The 20,539-nt window shown below is 44.4% G+C and carries 21 protein-coding genes; 1 reads left to right on the top strand and 20 read right to left on the bottom strand.

Going from position 1 to position 20,539, the window contains the following annotated elements; translation table 11 throughout:
* The first annotated feature begins 212 nt into the window (after positions 1 to 212).
* Positions 213 to 920: a GntR family transcriptional regulator gene (locus ECA1_RS02280; RefSeq protein ID WP_060791605.1), complete on the top strand. Its 708-nt coding sequence runs from the start codon at positions 213 to 215 to the stop codon at positions 918 to 920.
* 24 nt (positions 921 to 944) lie between these two features.
* On the opposite strand, the gene ECA1_RS02285 is transcribed toward ECA1_RS02280, so the two are convergent.
* The 20 genes from ECA1_RS02285 to ECA1_RS02380 form a co-directional block, all read right to left on the bottom strand.
* The gene (locus tag ECA1_RS02285; RefSeq protein WP_060791606.1) at positions 945 to 2,720 is read right to left on the bottom strand and encodes a glycoside hydrolase family 35 protein; all 1,776 of its coding nucleotides are present in this window, start codon (positions 2,718 to 2,720) and stop codon (positions 945 to 947) included.
* A gap of 13 nt (positions 2,721 to 2,733) precedes the next feature.
* Entirely contained in the window at positions 2,734 to 3,897 is a 1,164-nt protein-coding gene (locus ECA1_RS02290; protein WP_060791607.1) for a glycoside hydrolase family 88 protein, read from the bottom strand.
* A 150-nt stretch (positions 3,898 to 4,047) separates the two neighbouring features.
* On the bottom strand, positions 4,048 to 4,875 hold the full coding sequence (locus tag ECA1_RS02295) for a DUF7402 domain-containing protein (RefSeq protein ID WP_060791608.1): 828 nt from the start codon (positions 4,873 to 4,875) through the stop codon (positions 4,048 to 4,050).
* Positions 4,850 to 6,616, bottom strand: coding sequence for a DUF2264 domain-containing protein (locus tag ECA1_RS02300; protein ID WP_060791609.1), 1,767 nt, complete (start codon positions 6,614 to 6,616; stop codon positions 4,850 to 4,852). The genes ECA1_RS02295 and ECA1_RS02300 overlap by 26 nt, the downstream gene beginning before the upstream one ends.
* Positions 6,617 to 7,035: 419 nt before the next feature.
* Positions 7,036 to 8,031: a tagatose-bisphosphate aldolase gene (gene lacD / locus ECA1_RS02305; protein ID WP_303621070.1), complete on the bottom strand. Its 996-nt coding sequence runs from the start codon at positions 8,029 to 8,031 to the stop codon at positions 7,036 to 7,038.
* A gap of 185 nt (positions 8,032 to 8,216) precedes the next feature.
* Positions 8,217 to 9,386 (bottom strand): SIS domain-containing protein, encoded by a 1,170-nt coding sequence (locus ECA1_RS02310; RefSeq protein WP_060791611.1) that lies wholly within the window; start codon positions 9,384 to 9,386, stop codon positions 8,217 to 8,219.
* A gap of 179 nt (positions 9,387 to 9,565) precedes the next feature.
* On the bottom strand, positions 9,566 to 10,300 hold the full coding sequence (locus ECA1_RS02315) for a GntR family transcriptional regulator (RefSeq protein ID WP_005226773.1): 735 nt from the start codon (positions 10,298 to 10,300) through the stop codon (positions 9,566 to 9,568).
* 214 nt (positions 10,301 to 10,514) lie between these two features.
* Positions 10,515 to 11,543 (bottom strand): PTS system mannose/fructose/sorbose family transporter subunit IID, encoded by a 1,029-nt coding sequence (locus ECA1_RS02320; RefSeq protein ID WP_060791612.1) that lies wholly within the window; start codon positions 11,541 to 11,543, stop codon positions 10,515 to 10,517.
* On the bottom strand, positions 11,533 to 12,339 hold the full coding sequence (locus ECA1_RS02325; RefSeq protein WP_005226770.1) for a PTS mannose/fructose/sorbose/N-acetylgalactosamine transporter subunit IIC: 807 nt from the start codon (positions 12,337 to 12,339) through the stop codon (positions 11,533 to 11,535). The genes ECA1_RS02320 and ECA1_RS02325 overlap by 11 nt, the downstream gene beginning before the upstream one ends.
* Positions 12,340 to 12,365: 26 nt before the next feature.
* Positions 12,366 to 12,848, bottom strand: coding sequence for a PTS N-acetylgalactosamine transporter subunit IIB (gene agaV / locus ECA1_RS02330; protein WP_005226769.1), 483 nt, complete (start codon positions 12,846 to 12,848; stop codon positions 12,366 to 12,368).
* A 19-nt stretch (positions 12,849 to 12,867) separates the two neighbouring features.
* The gene (gene yajC / locus ECA1_RS02335; RefSeq protein ID WP_008376459.1) at positions 12,868 to 13,143 is read right to left on the bottom strand and encodes a preprotein translocase subunit YajC; all 276 of its coding nucleotides are present in this window, start codon (positions 13,141 to 13,143) and stop codon (positions 12,868 to 12,870) included.
* A 2-nt stretch (positions 13,144 to 13,145) separates the two neighbouring features.
* Entirely contained in the window at positions 13,146 to 13,577 is a 432-nt protein-coding gene (locus tag ECA1_RS02340; protein WP_060791613.1) for a PTS sugar transporter subunit IIA, read from the bottom strand.
* A gap of 460 nt (positions 13,578 to 14,037) precedes the next feature.
* Positions 14,038 to 14,790 carry a DeoR/GlpR family DNA-binding transcription regulator gene (locus ECA1_RS02345; protein WP_005226765.1) on the bottom strand — a complete coding sequence of 251 codons (753 nt, stop codon included), beginning with the start codon at positions 14,788 to 14,790 and terminating at the stop codon, positions 14,038 to 14,040.
* 159 nt (positions 14,791 to 14,949) lie between these two features.
* On the bottom strand, positions 14,950 to 15,390 hold the full coding sequence (gene rpiB, locus ECA1_RS02350) for a ribose 5-phosphate isomerase B (protein WP_016609115.1): 441 nt from the start codon (positions 15,388 to 15,390) through the stop codon (positions 14,950 to 14,952).
* On the bottom strand, positions 15,387 to 16,049 hold the full coding sequence (locus ECA1_RS02355; protein WP_034859173.1) for a ribulose-phosphate 3-epimerase: 663 nt from the start codon (positions 16,047 to 16,049) through the stop codon (positions 15,387 to 15,389). Before ECA1_RS02355 ends, rpiB begins: the two co-directional genes overlap by 4 nt.
* 27 nt (positions 16,050 to 16,076) lie before the next feature.
* Positions 16,077 to 16,541: a PTS sugar transporter subunit IIA gene (locus ECA1_RS02360; RefSeq protein ID WP_016609113.1), complete on the bottom strand. Its 465-nt coding sequence runs from the start codon at positions 16,539 to 16,541 to the stop codon at positions 16,077 to 16,079.
* 14 nt (positions 16,542 to 16,555) lie between these two features.
* On the bottom strand, positions 16,556 to 17,929 hold the full coding sequence (locus ECA1_RS02365; protein WP_060791614.1) for a PTS transporter subunit EIIC: 1,374 nt from the start codon (positions 17,927 to 17,929) through the stop codon (positions 16,556 to 16,558).
* A 14-nt stretch (positions 17,930 to 17,943) separates the two neighbouring features.
* Complete coding sequence (locus ECA1_RS02370) at positions 17,944 to 18,888, bottom strand: sugar phosphate isomerase/epimerase family protein (protein WP_060791615.1); 945 nt, start codon at positions 18,886 to 18,888, stop codon at positions 17,944 to 17,946.
* 420 nt (positions 18,889 to 19,308) lie between these two features.
* Positions 19,309 to 19,905, bottom strand: a complete 597-nt coding sequence (locus tag ECA1_RS02375) for an alpha/beta hydrolase (protein ID WP_060791616.1) — start codon at positions 19,903 to 19,905, stop codon at positions 19,309 to 19,311.
* Positions 19,906 to 19,918: 13 nt separating this feature from the next.
* Complete coding sequence (locus ECA1_RS02380; protein WP_060791617.1) at positions 19,919 to 20,527, bottom strand: flavin reductase family protein; 609 nt, start codon at positions 20,525 to 20,527, stop codon at positions 19,919 to 19,921.
* Between the last annotated feature and the right edge of the window lie 12 nt (positions 20,528 to 20,539).

Raw genomic sequence — 20,539 nt, forward strand, 5'->3', positions numbered from 1 at the left:
CGTAGGTCGCCCCACTTAACATGTTATGTTCCTTGTAAGCATACTATACCACACGGCAAGCCATCCGTAAACCTAATATCTTAACATATTGAATTTTATTTTTTAGACCTGTACAGATTGGAAAACAACATATTTTCTACAATAATTAAGTGGCAGGAAAGGATTTAACATGTTATGCTTGATGTATTCATATGGAATGGAGGGAAACCACTGTGTTGCCAAAGTATGAGCAGATCAAGCAAGATCTTTTACAAGAAATCAAAGACCATAAATTCATTCCCGGCGATAAGTTTTATTCAGAGGCGGATATCAAGCGAATGTATTCTGTTAGTTCGATCACGGCAGTCAAAGCATTGAATGAATTGACGAGTGCTGGCTATCTGTATCGCATCCAAGGCAAAGGGACCTTTGTTTCAAAAGCAAAAGTATCTCAAAGTGTGAAGTTTTCCGACATCGAGCTGCATTCACTGGACCAAGAAAAGGTCAAGGTCCTTGCGGTGGAAGAAGGAAATGACCCCGAGATCTTGAAAGAATTAGGGTTGGCTGCCAGTGCTTCCTACTACCGAATCAAACGAGTCCGCTATTTTGGCGATGTTCCTTTCTTGGTTCACATCACTCATCTTCCGAAGAAACTGATGAAAGAACCGATCGCCAAAAACCTCAACCGGTATGCCAGTGTTTATGAGCGGGTCCGGAAAGACTTTGCGATCGACCTTTTCTCATTGGCTTCTGTTGAAACCAATGAAATCGTCTTTCCTGATGATGCTGAATTGTTGAACTTATTGCAACTGAGCTTCCGAGAGCCTGCGGTCAAACAAGTCAAGCACTCCTATTTAGCAGATGGAAGTGTCGCTGAATACATCGTCAGCTACAAGCATTGGAAATATTTCAAAACAAAAATAGAAGTAGAGCCCGCATAAATTTGGGTCTCTACTTCTATTTTTTTATTCCACGACAGGTTGATCACAGAAAACGAGCTCCTTGATCTCCACGCCATCGGTTTCAAATACTACGACTTCGTTGCTGCCTTTTTTCAAAAATTCTTTCGGACAGTATAAGGAATGCACAGGGCCACGTTGCCAATAGCGACCAAGATTGATGCCGTTGACGATAACGACGCCTTTGCCATACCCACGGCAATCGATGAACGTATCTCCTACCTCTGTCAGCGTGAAGGTCGTTTGATAAAAGGAGGGGTGTGTCGGATTTTTTCCTGCTTGATAATCGATGGCTTGCAGCTGCTCTGCGGAAAGCGTCACTGGGTAATGACGATAGCCTTGATGAAAATGAATGTCTTGCATGATACCTCCACGGATGCCTTTGGCTTGTGTAGGCCCATTCAATTTAAACCCGTAGTTCACGCGCCCTAAGTTTTCTACTAAGACATCTAGCTCGATGGTTTCTTTATCTGGTGTCCCTCGGATCAATAGCTCCTCGCCTAGCGTCTCTTGGTATTGGATCGCCTGTAATTGGCCGTCGGTAAAAATATGCAGCCGATCGCTAGCTTCTACCACTTTTAATTTGTTTTCTCGATGATAGTTTTTTAACTGAACCGAATAGAGCAAATAGCCGTAGCCTGTGCTAGCAGCTTCCATTGTTAGAGGATACATGCTTTCTTGCGGTGTCATCAGCTGGTCTTTGATGGCCAATAACGAGACACTGTTTTCGATGGGAAAGTTTCCTAATGCCGCTAATTGCTTGGTCCGTGGGTTGGCTTGCCACACTTCGGGACAGGCTTCTTTTATGGCTTTTTGTACCTGATAGTATTTGTCGGTAGGTTCTCCTGCTTCTGTCAGTAAAGCATCGTAATCATAGCTGGACACTTGTGGTAGATCCAGCGCTCCCCGAGCGGAACATCCATTGGAAAAGCCAAAGTTCGTGCCTCCATGGAACATGTAGAGATTCAAGGAACCGACTGCTAACATCTCTTTGACTTCATTGGCTAAGTCTTGACCGTCTCGCTTGATGATCGGCTCGCCCCAGCGGTTGAACCAGCCATCCCAATATTCCATGCACATGATGGGCCAGTTTTTGCCATGTTTTGCCATAAACTCTTTCATCACAGCCGCATTTTCCTTGGAACGACTGCCGAAATTGCCTGTGACAAAGACGTCGTCTTCAATCAATGTCCCAGCGTCCAAGACTTCTTCCCATGCCCCATCTGAAGTAAACAAGGGTACATCGATGCCGCATTCTTCCATCAACTCTTTGGTCTGGCGCAAATACGCTTTTTCCATTCCATAAGAGCCGTACTCATTTTCCACCTGCATCATGATCACTGGTCCCCCATGGGTGATCTGCAACGGCACAAGCTTTGGCAGCAAGACCTGGAAATAGTTACGCACCTTTGCCATGAAGCGTGGGTCGGTTGAGCGCAACCGCATCGGTTCGTTTAACAGCCAAGCTGGTAGCCCGCCAAATTCCCATTCAGCACAAATGTAGACGGAAGGCCGCAAAATGACCATCAAGCCTAGCGCTTGGGCTTGCTTTACAAAAGCACAGATGTCTTTCATTCCTTCAAAGTCGTAGACTCCTTCACGAGGTTCGTGGAGATTCCAAGGAATGTAGGTCTCAACTGTGTTGGCTCCCAGTGCTTTTAGATTGTAGAGGCTATCTGTCCATTGCGCCGGTGTCATGCGGAAATAATGGATCGCTCCGCTGATCAATTTGATTGGTTTTCCATCTAACAAAAAATCTTCTTTTATCTCAAACGTTCGCATGTCGTCTTCCCCTTTACCAGTATCTTCGCCAATTAGGCAATGCCAATCGGATCAATGCTTCTAAATAGAAATAGTCTCCCCAAAGATTGGGTTCATCGATGCCTTTGCCTTCCGCATAAGCATACACACCATGCAGCAATAAGCCTTCATTTTCTGGCACTTGGCTCGCTGCATACTGCTCGCCTAATTGGTAAAGCATCCCTTTAGCGATTTTTTTAGCATCGGGATATGCCCCCATTTTCTCTGCTTCCAACAAGCCACAAGCCGCAATCGCTAAAGCTGAGCTGTCTTTTTCAGCAGGATGTTGGTCGTTAAAATCAAAGTCCCAATACGGCACCAAATCTGCTGGCAAATGAGCTAAGAACACCTCCACGATCTGCGGATAATTTTCTGGAAAAGGCTGGCTATGCAAGTAGCTTTCATTCAAAGGAAGCCCTAAAATCGCCCAGCTTTGCCCTCGTGCCCAAATCGATTGGTCGCTGTTTCCTTGATGCGTCGCCCCGTGACTTGGCTGCCCCGTTTCAGGATCGAAATAATACGTATGAAAGGTGGTGGCGTCATTTTTGATGACAGTCTTTCGCACTGTCTGATAATGCTTACTCGCGGCCTCTGCATAGCGAGTCTCTCCCGACAATTGGGTTGCTGCAAATAAAAGCGGCAAGTTCAGTAGCGAATCAATAATCAAGCGGTATTCTTGTGGGTCGCCATAAGTGCCCCAAGCTTGAATAAATTCCCCCTTTTCTTGAAAACGTGCCAACAAAACATCTGCTGCTTGAATGACTTCTTGCTTGCAGTGTTCATCGCCAGTGATCTTGTAGCCAGCACCGGCGGATAAGCTATATAAAAACCCGATATCATGATGATCTAATACAAAATGGTCGTCTAAGCGCGTTTGAAAACTGTCAATATTCTCCATAGCTCGAGTCAAAAAGTTCTTTTCTTTGGTCCACTCATAGGCGAGCCACAACATCCCCATCCAAAAGCCATTGGTCCAATCATCGTTGCCTTTCAGCCGATATTTGCCATTGGTGGCACAGGCTGAAGGAAACTGTGTGCCAAAGCGCTGACTATTTTTTTCGATCTGTTGGATGCACGCGGTGATTTTATCCGCTAACCACACATCGGTCACTTTTTCTCCTAACAGGATCAAGCGTTGTTTGTTCTCTTGCAGACGCATGTTTACCCTCCTCTTAACTTGTTAACATATTAACTGAAATCATTATAACGTAAACGAACAAAAAAAGCGACCTTCCTTCATTGATTCCTAAAAAAAGAGCATGACAGCTGCCCACAAATGCAGACCTGTCATGCTCTTGTCCTCTTTTTTTTAACAGTTCCAACCAAATACTTCGATTTGTGTAAGAGCTGGAAATGGGGAATCATCCTCTGCTTTTTGCAGCTCTTTATAGGTTAGCTTAGTCGTTTCTTTTTTCGGAAAACGAACTTCTTGAAATGACGCCGTATTTGTCGTTTCCACCACCAGCTCTTCTCCATCAGCAAAGACCAAGGTCCCTTTGGTCCAATAGCTATCATGGGGATAATCTGCCCGTAATAGGAAGCGAACCCGATCGATCAAGACAGGACGACCAAAATCAATGGTCAATGCAGCATCGGCTTGCTGATTGATGCCCCAAGAAGCAAACGGATACGAACCGTGGGATCGGTTGCCATATTTTCCATCGATCGCATTCTTGGCAAAAAAGACGGAATCATCTCGCGTCTCCACATTCGCTGAAGCATGAGGATACGCCCCTGTCGCTGACTTTTGATCATGGGCATTGAAGGATAAATTTTGATAATTCGTGATCTCAAATGCATGGGCTTTACGCACCATCAGGTGATGGCGCTGCGAGGTAAAGGCCGTTTCCACCGAGGACTTTCGATGAGATTCCGTCCAAGGGATCTGATATTCCCAAGTGGATTGGGAAAGATAGATCAGTGATGGTGCTAAGGTTTCATCAAGCTGAAGGACATAATACGGATTTTCCCCTGTCACCTCAACGATGATTTTATCTCCTTCCTCATAGAGATAGTTTTTAATGGCTAATACGGCCAAATCATCACCAGAAACTTGAAACGGCGCGGGTTCTTTTTCATGGTCGATGCGACCGACGATCACCTGGTCCTGCTTATTTTTTATTGCTAGCGTAATCATTTGGATCGATCCTTTCTTTTTCTACGATACCACCGACTAAACAAATCAAACGGTGCTTCCCTGGCAGGATATGCTGTGCTAAGTATGGAAAACTAGTTCTTGGAAAAAAGACGGAGGTATTGGCTTCTGGCTGAACAATACTGGCTTGTTGATAGCCTTCGATGTTGATGATTTGAGAACAAAAGCCTTCTTCACTGACTCGACTCCAGGTCGGTCCTGTTTGGGCCTGAGGCAACCGTCCGATTAGCGGTACACTAAACCCGCCCTCACGGAGGTCCAACGAAATCGTCGTCGTCAACTCGTGCACGCGCACATGCCACTGACCAAAGGGATAAATCTCAGTTTCAATCACTACCTCCTCAAAGGGTGCCCATTGGTAAAAGACCCCTTTTTCCGTCACCCGATAATCCCTGACTGCGCCCTTCGTGCGAAAATAGCTGCCATCTCGAGCAATAGCTAATGTGCTATCGAAGGCGCCTTCGGCATACGTGACGCCAGCTTTCGGCACACTGAAACCAAGTTTGCTCGAATAGACGAATTTGCTGTATTTTGATTGAGCATGGGCTTGCTGTTCAAGCATCAAGCCTGCAGGATACCCCAACAGATGATGGCTTTTTTCATTGTGCACCAGCAACATATTGCCTTTTTCAATCCGTTTTTGCGGCTCTCTTTTGATCGGCTCAGGTTCAGCCCGCCAAAAAGGATGCGTTTCTGCGACCGCTAAAAGCAAAAAGGTCTTCAGCCCCCAATAAGGCGAGCCTGGTGCATTATACCCTTCTGCCATTACATGATTTTCATAGTGGTACCCGATGGACAAGCGACCATCGAAAGTGAAAATTTCTTGTGCCATCCAATCGCGCAAGTGCTTCGCCAGTAGTCCTCGCACCTGTCCCCATGGGATCGCTTCGACGTCTGCGAAAACCAGTGCCGAGAAAAACGCCCCTTGCGCAAACCGATAAGTCAGGCTGCGGCCATAGGGCAAGGCTTCGCCATCTTCATCAAAATAATAGACGAAGTCTTGCGCAAATAGCGTGGCTCGCTCTTTAAAACGCTGCGCCCATTCTGGATCTTCGTCTTGCATAAATGTAGCGTAAATCAAGCCGTAATAATGAAACGCAAAAGGGATGTAGTAATCTCGCTGCGTCGTTTTCCCGTCTACGTACCAACCATCGCCAACGTACATGGAATCGATCAATGCCAACTCTTGGGACAATTCTTCTTTTGCCAACGGTTCCCCACAGTGAAACAAGGCAACGCGTATCAACACTTTGAAGAATGTCCAGTTGTTCTTAGGAATCTTGCACTCAAGTGCTTGGGAAAGCCAAGCCACTAGCTTTCGCTGGTTCTTCTGCGGCAACGCTGTCCAAAAAGCGTCCTTCTGCAACAATAGGGTCAATGACAATGCGGCTGCTTCCACGATGTATTGATCATAATCCGTGATCCTTCCCCAGTAAAACGCGTGTTCAGGATCTGTCCCTGCTATCACTTTTTCTACGTAAGCTGCTCGTAACGGATCATCTGGGCAAACCCTCCAATAAGGCGCCAGCCCCCACAAAGGACGCACAAGCGCTTCCATCTCAGCCCGTGTTCGATCATATACGGCCCCACTGCTACCTAGATTCAATCCTGGATAGTCATCTGCCAAGATCGCTTCTCGCAAAGGAGCGATCATGTCTTCCAATGCCCGCTGATAATCCAGACGCGTCAAAAACGGATTCTCTTTGATTGCCATTTGCTTCATACGCCATCTCCTTCTGTCAATTTACAGAACAGAATAGCAAGCCACGGCTTTTTTATCAAGCGATCTTCTACTGGCAATACTGCTGAAAAATGAGAAAAGATTTTGAGGGATTTTTGACTTAACCTGTTAACAAATCTTTTAGGATTGATTTTCTTCCCTTCTTTTTCTTTTAACTAGCAAAGTTAACTTAGTCTATATGAAAAAATTATGATAAATCATCCATAGTGCTCTGACTTTTTTTCATAATTTTTTTGCTAACCCTTTTTTGTCTAGATGAGGTCAGCGTCCGTTATACTATCAACTTTTTTCACTAGAAAAAGACATCCTAAAGCCTTAAGTCAGAAGCCTGCCACTTCTTCTCAAAAGCCCTTAAGATGTCTGATTATTGGCCATTTATCTTGTCAAACAGCGAAAAAAAACTATTCTTCGACCGTGACTTTGTCCCACCAAGAAGTGGCGGTCTTTTGGATCACTTCATTCAAGTCTTCTATGTGCTGTTTTCCGGTACTTGCTAGCCATTCTTTTGCTGCTTCTGTTCCTTGTTTTACAAAGGGTTCAACACCATCTTTCCACGTTGCCCGGCCGCACAAGACGCCATTGAAGGTGGAACCGGCTTCTTTGGCAAAAACCAGTGTTTCTTGGAATAAGCTGGCTGATACGCCTGCACTGAGAAAAATAAACGGCAGATGCGTCGCGTCGCTTTGCGCTTTGAAATACGCGGCAGCTTCTTCCTTGGTATACACGGCTTCTCCCTTGGCAAAACCTGCCACATAATTCATGTTGACTGGTACTTCCACTTTTAACACATCGACTTTGTACTGCGGTTTTGAAAATTCCTTCATCAATCCGATGACTTTTTCTGGTTTGCGTTGCGCATATGCTTTTGAGTCGACTTCAGGCAGCTTAGCATCATAGGAAAGGACTTCTAAAAAGAAGGGCAGATCAGCCGCTTGGCATTCACTGCCGAGTCGTTCCACAAAGACATGTTTCAACTGATTGATCTGGGCATCTTCATCTACATCATAGTAAAGCAAAAATTTGATAGCATCTGCGCCAGCTGCTTTTAATCGCTCAACCGACCATTCCCCTAATAAATCAGGCAAACGTCCCGGCGTAGTCGCATCATAGCCGGTTTTTTCATACGCCAGCAAAAGCCCCGCCTCTGGATCACGGCTTTGCGCAGCTGCCAACCCGTATTCTGGATCTAATAAAATAGAAGACGCGTAAGGGGTCAATTCTTGTGAGACGAGCGTTTTAAACTGGCTGATTTTCTCTGCGTCAGCCTCCACGCCAAGTGCTGCCATCATTTTTTTCAAGGCACCTCGTTGGTCGATCGCTAAAGCTGCGATCACTCCTTCTTTCGTTGACAGGCGATCCATCGCTGCTTTTTTGGCTTTCGTTACGGTTGCTTTCATTAAAATTCCTCCTTTTTTGTCCATGCCAAAGAATCAACCGCTTTCACTTTTTTCAGCGTTGGCGAAACGGTTGTCAGTACGTATAAAAATGTCTATTGATGAAGCCTTTCGACTGATTGACCACCGCACGTATCGACTTCGTACACGAAAAGATACGTGCTCGTGGTGGGCTTTCTCAGTCATCGTTAGTTGTTATACGGATGAATCGTCACGCCTTTGACCACCCGATTGACGGTACGCGTTGGCGAAGGGGTGTCGGGTGTATTCCCGACTTTGATCGATGCCAGCAGTGCGATCGTTTGTGCAAAGACAATGTCTGCTAAGGCAAGATAACCGTCTGGCAATGATGTGTCAGCTGGAAAGAAAAAGTTTGTTCCTGAGAAATTCACGGCGGCCGGCTGTCCGATGGCAGTCACTGCGGCGGCGATGCCATCACTCTTTAATTCTTCCAACATATCAAGATCATACTGCCGCGTGTAGGACGTATTGCTGACAAAGACAAAGACGAGGGTTTGATCATCTACGAATGATTTCGGTCCATGACGGAAGCCCATCGAAGAATCGAACACGGTGGCGATTTTTCCCGCAGTCAGTTCCAATACTTTTAGCTGTGCTTCCCTGGTCAACCCCGACAACGTGCCTGACCCAAGGTAAACGATCCGCTTAAAGGAACGGTCCGTCAGTACTTGGAGTTCTGTTTCTCTGTCGATCACTTCTTGCCCCAATCGGCTAAGGGTTTCAACATAATGCCTCTTTTCTGTCAGAGGCGTCTGGTCAAAAATCAGCAGTGCGGAAAGAGCCATGCAAGAAAAACTTCCCGTCATTGCAAAGCCAGCATCATTTGACCTCTCAGGCATCAATAACAGATAGCTCGTTTCATCAGCGGCAGCTTGTTGTGCCAAAGATCCGTCGGCTGCACAAGTGATCGTCAAGTGATAACTGTCGGCAACGAATTGATCGACGATTTTGACCGCTGCTAAACTTTCTGGTGAATTGCCGCTTCTAGCAAAAGAAACGAGCAGTGTTGGTTCATCCGCAAATAAAACTTGTTCTGGAGCAGCGACGATATCCGTCGTAGCAATACTTTCAAAAAGATAATCCGCAGTTGCGCCGGTCTTATTCAAGTAAGGAACGATCGTATCTCCGACATATTGCGACGTCCCCGCTCCCGTGAAGACCACCCGGATTCGTTTGTCCGTCTTTTGCTTGATGGTACGTAAGAAATCCGCGATCGCCTCTTGCTTTTCTTGATAGATCGTCAAGGTTTCTTGCCAAAGTTCTGGCTGTTGTTTGATTTCTCTTGTTGTAATCTCCGCACCTAATTCTGCTAATTCCTTTGTTGACAGTTGAAACATCTTTCTTCCTCCTAGCTACTGTTTTTCCAGTATGTATTCCCAGTGACGGTGCGAGGAGCGCTTGTCTTGGATGAATGCTTAGCGATCACCCAAAGGGCAAACTTCCCCGACCTCACTGGTTTTGAATACATGCCTTTTCTTTGCTCGAGTGGATCATTTCAGACTGTCTAGGAAATGCGCTACTCGTCGTTACGCAAGTGGCGGACTTTGTATCTAAATTGGTCTGCTCGAGCAACACTCAAGGTGTATTCGATCACTTCATTTTCAATATTGAACGTGCTGCGTACTAGGTTCAACACCGGCGCACCTTCGTGAATTTTCAGCAATGCCGCATCTTTTGCACTGGCAATGCTGGCAAAAAATTCTTCGTCCGCGAGGCGGATCACTTGATGAAAATCTTCATGGAAGATGTCGTACAATGGTTTTTGCTCGATCATCTCACTCGTTAAATGCATGAAGCGTTTGACCGGCAGATAAGAACGCTCGATCATCATCGGTTGTCCATCAGCAAGACGCAATCGTTTTAACTTGTAGATCGGCTCGCCGATGGAAACTTGCAACTGAGTGGCAAAATATTTTGTCGCTTCCATTTTTTTGAATGCCAATACTCTAGTTTCTGGTTGTTTCCCTAGTGCTTTCATCTGTTCGGTAAAACTATACGAACCTGATAAATTGGTTGCCTGCTTGCGGATATCCGAGACAAAGGTGCCTTTGCCATGTTGGCGATAAATATAGCCTAATTTTTCTAACTCCTGTAGAGCCAAGCGAACGGTGGTCCGACTTAATCCGTAGCGCTTTGACAGCTCTCTTTCTGAGGGAAGCATTGTGTCTGCTTCCATTTCATTTTCGATTTTTTCAATCAGTAAATTTAACAATTGATCGTATAATGGTTGTCGATTTTTATTGATATTCATAAGCCCCTCCAAACTGGTTACTACCACATAACGAGTGTACTATTTCCCGATAGGCGTGTCAAACAATCGTCTACAGGGGCTCTGTTTCCTGAATTTGTGTCTTTTCACGCAGGAAAATGAACCAATTGCCAGCACGAGCTAAGCTGAAAAGTCAGCTGTTGCTTGCTTAGCAAAACTCCTCCTACGTGTTGCGCCGTTTCTTCTGCTAGCTTGCTTATTGCGGCCAAATGGATGGATACAGACCAAAGCCAGAACCGATCAAGCCGATCACTAGCAGCAAAGCGATACATTTCAACGGCGTCCAGCCGCGTTTTGATAAGAAGAAATACAGCATCAATGTGATGGTCAATGGAATCACTTGCGGCAAGATCCCATCGAGGATTTTTTGAATATCGATCGTCACAGGCACTTCGTTGACTTTGTTAAACGTCAATTCATATTTGCCGTTAGCCAGTTCATTGACCGCCGCATTTTCTTGCAATGTGTCGGTCAATTGACCATTCTCATCCGTGGTATACAGCATGTCTTCGTAAGCGGCAATGGCTGCTTGATCATCCACGATCGTCGTCGCTTGCGTCACTTCATTGGTAGTGCCGTTAGGGATCTGAATATCCAAAGACGTCGCTCCATACACGCAGGTCAAGGAGCCGACAACAAAAATCCCTAAAATACTCGCTGCTCGGGTAAACTCTTTGGCATTTTCCGTTAAGATGCCAATTGCATCTGTCCCTAAACGATAGGACCAGTGCATCAAGAAGTACCGCAAACCAAATTGGGCCGCATTGAATACCAGTAAGAATATAAACGGTGCAGCGATATTGCCGCTGATCGCCATATTGGCTGTGATACCCGCCGTGATTGGTACCAAGGTAAACCAGAACAACGCATCACCGATCCCGCCTAACGGTCCCATCGCGGCGACTCGCACTGCCCAAATCATGGGAATATCGGCTTTGTTTTGTTCCATCGATAAAATGATCCCCATCACAAAGTTCACCAAAAATGGATGAGTATTGAAAAACTCTAAGTTATGGCTCATTGAAGCAGCCAAATCCTTTTCATTTTTATGGATCTTTTTCAATCCCGGTAAAATACTGAATAACCAGCCTCCTGCTTGCATTCGCTCATAGTTGAAAGAGGCTTGAAGAAATAAGGAACGCCAGACCATATTGTTCAAGGTCTTTTTATCCAGTTGTTCTGCGGGCGCTTGTTCGCTATAAGAATCGGGAATATTATATGCCATCTTCATCGCCTCCGAAATCATAGGTATTGGCTGCTGCTACTTTAAACTTGGACTGGATTTGATAATCCCAAAAGGCTAATGCAAAACCGATAAAGGCTAGAATGATCAAGGCTGGTCCTTGCAAAGAAGGTGCCGCCATTACGATCGTGGCTAAACCAAACCCCATAAAGAAGAAGCCCCACATTTCTTTGGAAACCATCACTTTTAGTAAAATCGCAAAACCGACATACCGCATCATGCCCCCAGCTGCGCCGAGCCCACCCATCAACCATTGAGGGATCGCTGCGACCGCTTGATTCCCGAAAGCAGCACCGCCGATAAAGAATAAGACCACGATCAAGCCGAAGATCGTTCCAAGACCCGCCATCGCTAAATAATTGATTCGATCAATCCCCTTCGTATTGGCATCATGGGCGTAGCTGTCGGCTTTTGACATCACTGGCGACATTAGTGAGAAGATAATCGTCACCCCATATTGCCCCAGCAAAGAAAACGGAATCGCCGTAGCAACCGCTACTGTGGGTTCCAGTTGCAGCGTGATTGCTAAGATTGCTGCCATAATTCCGCCAATCACCGCATTTGGCGGTTGCGCGCCGCCCACTGGCATATTGCCGATCGTCATTAACTGATACGTGCCGCCAACGATCAAGCCGGTTTGAAGATCTCCAAGAATAAGTCCGATAACCATCCCAGTAACAATGGGTTGGTACAATGATTCTAAAAAACTAAATTGATCGATCGCGGCAATGAATGTGACTATGAAGACTAAAATGATTTGAAAAATCGTGTAATCCATTTTCTTTCTCCTTCCTTACCTCTGCATTACTGAAACAATTTCTTTTCATCTTCAACAGGTGTCGTTGGAACCCGCTGGATCACTAATTGCACCCCCATTTCCTTCAGTTTTTTAAAGGCATCGACATCTGCTTCATCGACGGCAACTGTCGTAGCAACCTGTCTTTTCCCTTCTGACATATGCATATTCCCAATGTTCAGTTTCTTGATCGGCACCCCACCTTCAGCTAATTTCAACGCATCTTGCGGATTTTCAACCACCATGAAAATCTTTTGTTTTGGCGATGCTTTATGAATGATCTCGATGGTTTTTTGAAGCGAGAAATACCTCGTTTGGACGCCAGCTGGCGCCGCCATATCCATCAACCCTTGTCTGACTTTGTCTTTGGCGACCTTATCATTTGCCACTAAAATTAGATTTGCCCCCAACGTACCGTTCCATTGTGTGGCAACTTGCCCATGAATCAACCGATTGTCGATTCGCGTCAATAAAATATTTGGTTCTCCCATAAATATGTCCTCCTTCTATTTACTGCATGATTTCTGCAACCGCACTACGTTCTACTTCGATCACCGTTCCCGATTTCACCCTTAGATCCACTGTCTCTTTCCCAAGTGCTTGAATCTCCCCAATAATGCCGCCGTATAATTTGATTTTCTGCCCCTTTTTCAAGGACTGCTGCAATTCAGCGAAATAGCCTTTTTGCTTTTTCAGATGTTTCCCATTCAAGAAAGACGAGACCGCCAAAAAGAGAAAGAGAAAAACAAGCACCACGATTGAGGCTGCTAAGATCATTTCCCACATCGTTAAATCCCTTCTTCCTCATTGATTTCCTCATGGCCTTTGATCTTTCCGTGAAAAATACCGGTCTTGCCAATCTCTGCCAGCTCTTGGCAAAAACGCTCTGGATCAGCTGCTGTATATCTAGTCAACGAACCTTCCACTAGCATCAGTAGATTGCTGCCGCCGATGACCTCGACTTGCGGGTCCTCATTGGCAGCGGTCATCGCAACATTAAAAGGGGTTCCGCCCACAAGGTCTGCACAAATCACGACCCCATCACAGGTTTCCTTTAATTGATCGATTGCTCCTTGCAACTCTTTTTCAAAGTCAGCTAACGGATTTTCCTCTAAAAACGGCACTGCTAGAAACTGTTCTTGCGGCCCTGCAATCATCGCAAGCGCATTTTCCATCCCTTGCGCAAATCCTCCATGACCTGTTAAAACCAAACCAAGCATCTTATGTCCTCCCCCTTATTCTCAACTGGTAGTAACCACATATCCAATATAAACGCTTTCATTTTGTCTGTCAACAAAATTTTTGTTTTTATATAAAAATGTCTTTGTTATCTTTAAATACGAAAAAGAGCGCCAAAACAATGATTTTAAAAACAATAAACCACTTGATAAAGGTATTGAAATTCATCATTAATACAACAATAACGTTATTTTTAACTAATAAATCTACTGGTTTTTGTGCCCTGGTATCTCAAGAACCAGGAGTCACTCCACCATTCATCGTTACAACAATCAACGTTGTTAAATAAAGGAACTATCAGCAAATTTGCTGCCTTAATAAAAAAACCAGTTAGGTATAATCCCTAACTGGTTTTGGTCATCGCCAAACTCATTTTCCATTATGCGTTTTATTAAATTGTATTGCCAACATTACCAATACCACTCAGATGCCAGCCTGTTTTTAGTTCGGATAGATGATTTGCGTCAGTTCTCCAATCTTATCGTTATAAGCATCAGAAATAATGACAACGTCTTCTGTACTAAAAGCTTTTACCGCGGCGACTTGTCCATATTTCGAGCTGTCACACAATAAATAGGCGGTTTTGGCATTATTTAGAATTTCACGCTTTTTGTTCGCCTCTACCAAGTTGGGGGTGCTTACACCTTTTTCAGCATCAATACCATTAGCACCTAAAAAAGCCGTTTGAAAGTTAAACGTTTGTAAATTTGCATCCGTCAATGGACCATTCAAGGATGAAATAACGGGATTGTATCGGCCACCAAGAAGTAAAATCTCGGCAGGAGTTTCTTGTTGAATTGTAAAGACACTCGTATTGGTAGTAATAATCGTGATTTTTTTATTAATGATTTTATGCAGTAACGCTGTACAAGTCGAACCAGAATCTAGGTAGATCACATCGCCATCGTGAACCAGCTCAGCAGCCAAAGTAGCGATCGCTTCTTTCTCTTGGGAATACAAAGCAGCCTTAGCTGCAATCGGCATTTCGGAAGCCGTTGAACAAATCTTCACTGCGCCACCAGCCAACAATTCAACTCTTCCTGATTTTTCTAATTCTTTTAAATCCCGCCTCAATGTTGAGATAGAAACAGTAGGCAAAATGCTTTGCAATTGCTCTATTTTTAACAGTTCATCTTGAGCCAAAGCTTCTAAAATTTTTTCTTGTCTTTCATATGGAATCATAGCAACCTCCATTAATTGATCAACTTCACTTTTTTTCAAATTATACCATACTTTTTCTCTCGGTATGAGCAAGGACTTTCATTGTTCGTCAATTTGATCTCGATTATGGGATAAATTTCTCGTTAACAAAAAAAGACGAGGATTCGCTAATGCGAATCCTCTAACCTTTGATCATTCTACTTCTAACTGACCAATCATTGCTACCCGTTTTTGGTGACGACCACCTTCAAACTCAGCAGCCAGCCATTCCTTAGTAATCATTTTCGCTAGTTCGATGCCCACGACGCGCGAACCAAACGCCAGTACGTTGGTATTGTTATGCTCTCTCGAGAGCTTAGCACTATAGGGTTCGCTGCACACCACGGCTCGGATGCCCTTGATTTTGTTGGCAGCAATTGAGATACCAACCCCTGTGCCACAAATCAAGATTCCCAAATCACACTTTTGGGTTACGACCGCTTCTGCAACAGCCGCCGCATAATTGGGATAGTCAACGCGTTTAGCACTTTGTGTTCCAAAATCTTGTACCATGTGCCCCAACGACTCCAAATAAGTGATGATATCAGTTTTTAATTCAAACCCAACATGATCACAACCGATTGCTAGTTTCATGCTTGATCCTCCTCTTTATATATTGAAATCAGTTCTTGATACGATTCTGCTTTTCCAAAAAGAGCGGAGGTCCCTAAAACAAACCCATCAACGTCTAAGGCGCTTAAGCGAGTCATTACGGCAGGCGAAATCGCTCCATCTGCCATCAATTGGTAGGAATAACGTTCCTTAACTGCAGCAAGCTGCTTTATTTTCCCTTCCACATGTGTCAAATATGCTTGACCTGAAAAACCGGGATCAACAGTCATTACCATCACGTAATCGATCAATGGCAGCAGTTCTTCGATCATTGCTACACTTGTTCCAGGATTGATGGCGATTCCGGCTTGTTTTCCCTTTTGCTTGATTTTGTTGATAGTTCTTGTAGGATGGCGATCTGCTTCCGGATGAAAATAAATGATATCTACACCCATATCCGCAAATTTCTCTACATACGCTCCCGGATCTTCAATCATCAAGTGGACATCAACTAAGGTTTCTGACCATTTGCAAATAGCTTCGATATCTTGAAGTCCCATACCAAAATTTGGAACAAATCGTCCGTCCATAACATCAAGATGAAAAATATCGATTTTCGCCGCTTGTAAAGCGGCAACCTCGTCCTTTAGCATTGAAAAATCAGCACACATCATAGATGGACACAAGATTTTTTTCTTCAAAACACTACCTCCTGTCAGCAAATGCTCTCACTCATTAATAACGCCAATCGCTTGTCCACAACGCCCTTGCTTCTCTGTAATCACTAAGGTTCGCTGTGCGGAATTAGTGAAAACAACGATTACATCCGTTTCTTTGCCCTGTGATGCCAGAAACGGAAAATCAACGTTTGCCAGCACACTCTCGGCAGTAACTTTGTCACCTTCAGAAACTTTGGTATCGAATCCTGCGCCATTTAGCTCCACAGTATCGATCCCAATATGGACTAGAACTTCTAAGCCATTTTTGCCTTTTAACGAAATCGCATGTTTTGTAGGAAACACAGAGACCACTGTTCCTTCAATCGGTGCTGTAACAAGATCATCTGTTGGTACCACAGCAAACCCATCGCCTAATAGTTTGGTTGAAAACATCTCGTCCTTCACTTGTTCAATCCTTTTCACCACGCCATTAGCTGGTGCATAAATAACATTTTTCTTCTTAAATAGACCCATATTTCCCCTGCTTTCTACGCCAATGTCTCGTCTCGATTGGTAAATACAAATGCTAAGACTGCTGAAATCACCATTGAAATCAGTAAGCCGATCATCGCTTGTATGAAATTCGAGGAAGTTGAGCCTACAAAGGCGGGAAAAGTGGTGACACTACCAAAGACAAAGGCATTCGTTACAACTTGCATCAACCCTAAATAGGCACCACCCACAGCACCACCAATAATTTGCGCTAAGAAAAGCTTTTTATTTTTTACAAGTAAGCCGAACAAAGTAGCTTCGATAATCGCTGATAATGCGATCGTGACTAAGCCAGTTAAAGCAAAGCTTCGCAGTTTTTTATCTTTCGCTTTAAAGTAAACGCCAATCGTTGTACCTATAACGGCGAAGTTGCATGCAAAAGTAAAAGGAACGATGTAATCAAAGCCATAGGTCGAAACGTTATTGATCATGATTGGATTGACTGCCCAGTGGATGCCCAAACTTACGAGAACACTCCAACCACCACCAACTAAGATTCCAGTTAGCACACTACTACGCTCGATCAACCAATTCACCACATTAGCAACTGCTTCGCCACTATAGACCCCGATTGGTCCAATAACAATCACTGTCAATGGAACCATAATAGCTAGTGAGACTAACGGAACGACCACTAATTTTAAAGTCTCCGGTATGTGTTTGTCTAAGAATTTGTAGAGGTATGAAAAAGCCCAAATCGAAAGGATGATTGGTACGACAGTCGAATTGTAGTTCATCAAAACGACTGGAATCCCAAAGAACTCCGTCGTTGCACCGTTGCCTGCTCCTCCCATCAATGCAATAAAATCAGGATTGATTAACGCAGCCCCGATCAATGCCGAGATATACGGGCTGGCACCAAACCGCCGCGCCGAAGTAAACGCTAACAATACGGGCAAGAAATAAAATACACTCATAGAAGCAACAAATAAAATCGAATAAGTGCCGCTGTCTTCACTGATCAACCCGAGCTGAACAAACAAAATCAGCAGTCCTCTTAAAATCCCTGAGCCCGCCAAAACTGGGAGTAGTGGCGCAAAAATAGCAGATACGGCAGAAAAAATATTGCTGATAATACTGCCAGAAGCTTGTTCTTCCGTGGTAGGGCTACCAGAACTTTCGTTACCTTTAACTAACGGCTCAAACTCATCATAGAGCTTTCCAACTTCTGTCCCAATCAAAAGCTGGTACTGGCCCGCCTTATTAATGACATTGATCACTCCGTCGATATTCTCGACGGCTTGATCATCCGCTTTTGCGGTGTCATGTAACGTTAGGCGCAACCGGGTGGCACAATGTGTCATATTGCGAACATTTTCCGCTCCGCCTATTTTTTCTAAAATATTTTTTGCCATCACTTTGTAATCCATCTTCCCCACTCCTTTTATTTTGATTGATTTGTTGGTGACAAAAATTCAAGCAGCAACTGATTGGCTGCGACTGCATCGTTTTGATCGATCACAGCTTGAATCGCAGCCAAGCCTACGTTATCGATCATTTGATCCATTTGCTTGATCATTTTCATGTTTTGTTCGCACTCTTTTGAGGCGTGTTCAATTACAGGGAACGTATCAAAATAAATCACACCGTCATAGTTATGCTTTTTGACATAATACAAGAATTCTAATGTTTTGAAGGGTGTTGCTGAACCGATCATCAATCCATCGTCGTTTAACCCATACCCATCATTCAGATGCACACCGTATAAAAACCCTTTTCCCGCGAACAGATCCGCAGCAAAAGCAGGGTTTTCGTGTTTCATTAGCATATGGCAATAATCAAGGGTCACACCTACATTTTTGCGGTTGATCTCATTAAGCATCATTCCAGTGACACCCATACTATCAATGAACGCATAGGCTCTTGGTTGAAATGGTTTGTACTCGATACTGATTTTCAAATCTAGTGCGTAGTCAGCAATTTCAATAAAGGCATCTCGAATCTGATTCCAAACCTTTTGGTAATTGATTTGAAAACTATAGTCAAAGCCATCAAAACCAAGCCAAATGGTTACGACTTCTCCACCTGCTGCACGACAATAATCAGCAGCTTCTTTGCATAACGTTAAGGCATGCTGCGCAACCTGTGAGTTAGCATTGCCTAATTCACCGTTGATAAATTCTTCTCTAAATCGCAATGCAACACCATTCAATTTCAAATCAGCTTGTTCCAATCTCTCTTTCATTTCAGAGGCAGCCGTCCCACCGACGTGCTCCGGATAATTTAAATCTACATAATCAAGCCCCAATTCTTTGAATGCGCCAAATACATTGTCCAAATCATTTTCGTAAATTGATAAAAATGAATTGATTCTCGTTGCTAACTTCATCTTCATTCTCCTTAGCCATTTATTATAGACCCAGAATAGCACAAACTTTTTTCATTTACAACCACTTTATTTCATATTATTTCAAATTAATTCACTGAGAAGCATTGCTTTTGTTGAAAGAAATACTTCGAAAAAGTGATTTCAAGCATCTATTTTGTTAAACTCACTTTTGAAATCATTTGAAATAAATTGATTTTTTATGGATTATTTTAAAACACATTGTCTTGATTCACTGATTATGCTGATTTGACTCTATTCGTTTCAGAAAAAGGATCATTTGGTAAATCCTTAGTGGGCTGCTATTGAACTAGGCGCCCCTAGTAATGTATCCCCTTTCACTCTTTCGAATTGTTTTCACGTGAAACAAAAAAGCCTAACCAACCAGCAGGATCGCTGTTTGATTAGGAAAGAGGCACTGCTTTATTGTTCGGTCAACCACGTGCGCGAGTGTTCGACTTCTTCATACGTTAACTGATGACTTGGGGTCCAAACGGTTGAAAGGACTGCACCCCGGGAGGTGAAGATCTCTTGGACGTAAGCACTGTCGGCTAGGGAAACGATCGGGTCGTTTCTGCCAAAACTCAGAAACACATGAGTGTCAGGCAAGGAACTCGTCGGTAAATTCTCGACTGGATACATGGCGTGGTAGAGGATCGCTTTTTTGAAGTGGTCGCTATCATTTAGTAATAAGCGAATGGCAATGTTGGCGCCATTGGAATAACCCACCAGTACCACTTGCGCTAATGAAAAGTTGTATTCTTTGGCGGCTTGCCGAATGAAATCGGCTAATTCGTCGCCGCGAAGTGCTAAGTCGGCTTCATCATACACCCCTTCAGCCAGGCGTTTGAAGTAACGGGGCATGCCGTTTTCTAAAACGTTCCCGCGAATACCTAATAGTGATGCTTGGGGATCAAGGGCTTTGCCTACTTCCAGCAACGACTGTTCGTCGCCACCAGTGCCGTGGAGCAGCACCAAAACTGGTGCGTCAGCTGCTCCTTGTTGGTAGATTGCTTTCATCGAAGTTCCTCCTTTAACTTGGTCGTTTGATATCGAAAATCTCCCCAATCGTTGCGTAAGAATTTCCCGCTAGCCGGCTGACTGCTTGTAAGGCACGGGGATCGATCTTGCCGTCTTGATAGACATCCTCTGCAATCTGGTAGCCCACGACTTCCAACAACAAGAGATCGGCAGTGGTCTGCTGGTCTTTTTTGATGGGTACGTGCTGATGCAGAATCGTTTCTAAGCGGACACTGGCTTCGTTCAAGCCAGGAACGGCAATCGTTTTCGACGTTGTTGTGGTAAATTCAGAAACCGTCAACTCGCTTTGGTCTGCGGGCAATAATGCCGCGGTTTTATTGGCCTCTTGGACATTTGTTTGATCCAAAATATGCACGACGGCTTCTTTCGTCGCCAACAGATTGCGGGCGGTGTCTTTCAGTTCCCCTTCTTTGCGCTGGATAGCCAACGAGAGGATCACGGGTTCTGAGCTGACGATGTTAAAAAAACTGAATGGGGCGATGTTGACGATACCATCGGCTGATTGCGTACTGACCACTGCCACTGGCCGTGGAATGATGGAGCCAATCAGTAGTTTATAATTTTCTCGTTGGGTCAAATCCTTGGGATCTAAATAGTGCATACAGCGTCTCCT

The organism is Enterococcus casseliflavus NBRC 100478, from assembly GCF_001544095.1.
In the GTDB taxonomy this organism is placed as follows: domain Bacteria; phylum Bacillota; class Bacilli; order Lactobacillales; family Enterococcaceae; genus Enterococcus_D; species Enterococcus_D casseliflavus.